This is a genomic window from Pantoea agglomerans (assembly GCF_021397715.1).
Taxonomy (GTDB): domain Bacteria; phylum Pseudomonadota; class Gammaproteobacteria; order Enterobacterales; family Enterobacteriaceae; genus Pantoea; species Pantoea astica.
The window spans coordinates 1-3205 of sequence record NZ_CP090211.1; the positions used below are offsets into that span (position 1 = coordinate 1).

At 46.1% G+C, this 3205-nt stretch carries 4 protein-coding genes; 3 read left to right on the forward strand and 1 reads right to left on the reverse strand.

What is annotated here, in order from left to right; genetic code table 11:
- Positions 1 to 724 precede the first annotated feature (724 nt).
- Entirely contained in the window at positions 725 to 1036 is a 312-nt protein-coding gene (locus tag LZU96_RS23470) for a plasmid mobilization protein (protein ID WP_233988996.1), read from the forward strand.
- 624 nt (positions 1037 to 1660) lie between these two features.
- Here LZU96_RS23470 and LZU96_RS23475 read toward each other — a convergent pair.
- The gene (locus LZU96_RS23475) at positions 1661 to 1951 is read right to left on the reverse strand and encodes a type II toxin-antitoxin system RelB/DinJ family antitoxin (protein ID WP_233988997.1); all 291 of its coding nucleotides are present in this window, start codon (positions 1949 to 1951) and stop codon (positions 1661 to 1663) included.
- A gap of 291 nt (positions 1952 to 2242) precedes the next feature.
- Between LZU96_RS23475 and LZU96_RS23480 the strand changes: the two genes are divergently transcribed.
- A complete protein-coding gene (locus tag LZU96_RS23480) occupies positions 2243 to 2680 on the forward strand; it encodes a hypothetical protein (RefSeq protein WP_233988998.1) in 438 nt (145 codons plus the stop codon).
- A gap of 4 nt (positions 2681 to 2684) precedes the next feature.
- The gene (locus LZU96_RS23695; protein ID WP_419149902.1) at positions 2685 to 2915 is read left to right on the forward strand and encodes a hypothetical protein; all 231 of its coding nucleotides are present in this window, start codon (positions 2685 to 2687) and stop codon (positions 2913 to 2915) included.
- Positions 2916 to 3205: the final 290 nt, after the last annotated feature.

Genomic DNA, 3205 nt, shown 5'->3' on the forward strand with positions numbered 1-3205 from the left:
ATGAGTATAGTTACCTGGAAAGACGTGGTAGTCGGGTTGAACGGGGAGTTCGTGCATACAGCCCAGCTTGGAGCGAACCACCTAACCAGACCTCAGCATCAGGCGTGGAATGAGAAAACGCGGCCATAACAGCGGAATGATGTGGGGAGATCTGTAGGGTGGGAACAGGAGAGCGCACGAGGGAGTCGCCAAACGGAAACGTCTGGCATCTTTAAGTCCTGTCGGGTTTCGCCACTTCTGACTTGAACACCGAAAAATCAGCCGATTTTCGTGATGTTCGTCAGGAGGGCGAAGCCTATGGAAAAACGGCAACGCCGCTTCCTTTTCTTTTACCCTCAATGTTTCTCAGCGAACTCGTCTCTGTGAGCTGGCAACGCCCGCCGCAGTCTCATGACCGAACGTAGTGAGCGAATGAGCGAGGAGGCGTCATTTCATCTAAACCGACATTATGCACTTACGCCCCGAAGCCCGAACTTGACCTGATTATGTCGGCAGTCACTATGAGATCATTTCCTTTCCATAAGGGAAATAAAAAACTCCTCGTTTCTGAAGCGATGCAGGATAGGGTTTCCACCGCAAAGTGACGTCAGATGATGTCTCGTTAGTTACAGTATTCAAATATCGGACAGGAAATGTTTTGTACTACCGCCATCTCGATGGCAGCATCACAAAACGAGTTAGTCAGGGCTTTCGCCCCGACACCCCATTCATCCAGGACCTTCTGATGAGCATTAAACAACCCCGCCAAAAGACGAAGCTGATACAAGTTCGCTGTACAGAAGATGAGTATGAGCGGATCCACGAAAGTGCCCGTGCAGGCGGCCTTACTGTTGCTGAATACATTCGACGTATTTCGCTTCATCGCCGCATAACCCCTGTTAAAACTGATTACGCACTCGTTTCAGAGATCATCAGTCTCGGGAAGCAACTGAACATTTTGGCGTTTCAGGATGGCGGCATTCATAGCAGTCAGTACGCTGATATCCGCGAGGCGATTAAGAATGCCATTAACAAGGCGGGTTCAACTTTCGGTTAAAGAACGGGCTGATTTCTGCCGCGCCAAGGGCTTGGCCAACGTCTCACGGTCGCACAGTAAACTGTGCACCCGTTCACCGTTATCAATGGGGTTTAGTTTGGCTTTTAGCAGCTTCGCAGAATTTTAGCCGCTAAAATGGCGTGGTTGCCTTTGGCTGCATAGTCATGCAGCCGGCCGAAAATCATTTCGTGGGATCCCGCTGCTGTTGCGCATGCGCAACACCGACTTTTAGCGGTTACGCGATGGATCCGCGCTGAGGCGGCATGGGGAGGGGCGCGAAAGAGGTGTTATGGTAAATTGCATCTCTTTAGGAATGCTGGCTTATCCATTCCCACGCCTTTTTTGAAAGCCATCCAGCTCGATCTGTAGTTACACCAATGACTAATAAACTGTCATTGCTATCCAAGTGCTTGAGTAGTCTTTCGCTAAGTTGCACCGCGTCCTCCCTCGTCGATATCAACCAAGTTGAGTCCAGATAGTGCCACCAACCAGGGGACTTTTTCAGTTCGACATAAAGCTCTTCGTAATTTTGGCCTTCTTTGTTGAGATCATAAGACACACAGTACACGGTCATAAGTTGCTCTCACTTAAGATAAAAAAAGGGCTGCATATCGCAGCCCTTTTTTATGAGGATATTTTTTCTCTTTTTTCTACCGACAGGATGAATGCATCCATCATTGTTTCAGCTTCTTCTTCGCTGTAGTAGCGAACCTCACCTCTCTCTATCCTCTCGAATGTATCCTCAATCTGCTCTTTGAGCCATGTTTCTTGTTTGTTCATAACAGTCTCCGTTGATGCGAGCCTCTCAAGAAAAGTCCTAAGCGCGTTGCTGAGTGAAATTCCTTTTTTATCAAGGGCTTTTTTTGCGAGGTCTTTGGTTTCCGATTCGATCCGGAATTGAATTCTAGCTTCCATTATAGCTCTCTTAATGGAGTAATGTGAGTACGTTTGTGCTCACATTAAAGGTGATACTCATATGCGTCAACCTCATTTTTGACAAAAAAAAGATGGTATTTCGGCAGAGGATCTCGAGATCTCACAACTAACAAAATAGGTATGGCGTAAAAAATACTGTCACTTCTTTGCGTGGATCCCTGTTTGTTTTTTTAAGTGGATAGAGATCTGTAGAAGACATAGCAAGATCAGTTGTTGAGGTGCTTACAAGATCGTATACTGGTTTGGGAATTGACATAACGGGGGTTTGAAATGGGTTTTGTTAGCCAGGTTAGCAAGTCAAGAGCTCCATCCAGCAGGATTGGTGAGTCATCAATTGTCGCCAGTCAATCTTATAAAACTTCAACTAATGCCCAAGAGCTTTCTATCCGCATCACTTCTGGTTTGCTACAGAAGGCGGCAATGAAGGTTGGTGACTTCGTCGATGTTCTTTACGACAAAGACTCTGATAGTTGGATGATCGCGAAGATGCCAGGTGGATTGAAGATTACCGGAAAGGATGATGCTCCTACAGGGCTTATCAGGTACACCCTAAAGGAAGGGCATGCCAGATTTACTGAAGATAAGGCTTTGCTTCCAGAGAGGAGATCTTCAGTTGAAGATGAGATAAAGGTTTCGGATGGAGAGATTATTTTTAAATTAACAAGAGATGGAGATAGTGATGATAAAGAGAGTGCGATGGTCAGATAAAGCCATGTCAGATCGACAGGGTTTTTTCGAATCAAATGTGGAAAATGAAAGTCTGGCCTTCGCAAAGAAGGATGATAAAAAAATCATGAAGGGGGTTGATACAATAAAAAACAATAACCGTATTGGAAGAGATGACCTGCACCCGGGTGGCTTTCTCTACAAGTTACCACTCCGGTACAAGATTCTTTATCGCTTGGAGGATGAGTATATCAGCATTGAACGCGTATTTTATTGAACGGTGGGGGCCGTTCTTGACTACGTAACTATTAAACCATTATCTTGAATGAAGAAAACCACCGCTACCAACGGTGGTTTCTTCTGGATTCTATGAGCTACCAACTCATAGAGCCCTCGGTAACTGGCTTTCGCGGAGCGCAGAAACCTAATTCGTCCTTCCAGTGTAGCCGCAGTTTAGCTCGCACTTCAAGAACTCTTGTAAAGTCTGCTTAACAAGCTCTACTCCGCAAACCAGTTACCTTTGGCTACCACCAAGGGCGATTTTTCGTGTCTTTCAGGGTTGGAATC

Excerpts from the sequence above, each read along its gene's own strand:
- LZU96_RS23470 (WP_233988996.1), top strand. The coding sequence starts at position 725 with ATGAGCATTAAACAACCCCGCCAAAAGACGAAGCTGATACAAGTTCGC.
- LZU96_RS23475 (WP_233988997.1), bottom strand. The coding sequence starts at position 1,951 with ATGGAAGCTAGAATTCAATTCCGGATCGAATCGGAAACCAAAGACCTC.
- LZU96_RS23480 (WP_233988998.1), top strand. The coding sequence starts at position 2,243 with ATGGGTTTTGTTAGCCAGGTTAGCAAGTCAAGAGCTCCATCCAGCAGG.
- LZU96_RS23695 (WP_419149902.1), top strand. The coding sequence starts at position 2,685 with ATGTCAGATCGACAGGGTTTTTTCGAATCAAATGTGGAAAATGAAAGT.